We start from the raw sequence: 230 nt of genomic DNA, 5'->3' as shown, positions 1-230 counted from the left end.
GATTAACATTATCAATCACGGGGAAGACGTTGCCCAAATCGATGCTTTCGTTGCAAAAACCAGGCTGGATCGCGTTAAAGACAAAGATTATATCAATGTCAATCTGACCTACGAACTTGATAAGTTAACAAAAGGGAATCAGCAACTCGGTAGTGGTGAGTGGTCATTGATTGCTGAATCTATTGATCCCTCAGCAGTGCGCCAATTTATCATCCAGTATAACATTGCGA

Annotated in this window: 1 protein-coding gene; it reads left to right on the top strand. The window is 41.3% G+C overall.

Annotation, left to right across the window (positions count from 1 at the left end):
- A partial coding sequence (locus V5P19_RS24650) for a DUF945 family protein (RefSeq protein ID WP_334408129.1) occupies window positions 1-230 on the top strand: 230 nt, incomplete at both ends.

Source organism: Enterobacter sp. UNJFSC 003, from assembly GCF_036903355.1.
In the GTDB taxonomy this organism is placed as follows: domain Bacteria; phylum Pseudomonadota; class Gammaproteobacteria; order Enterobacterales; family Enterobacteriaceae; genus Enterobacter.
This window is presented reverse-complemented; position numbering and strand designations above follow the sequence as displayed.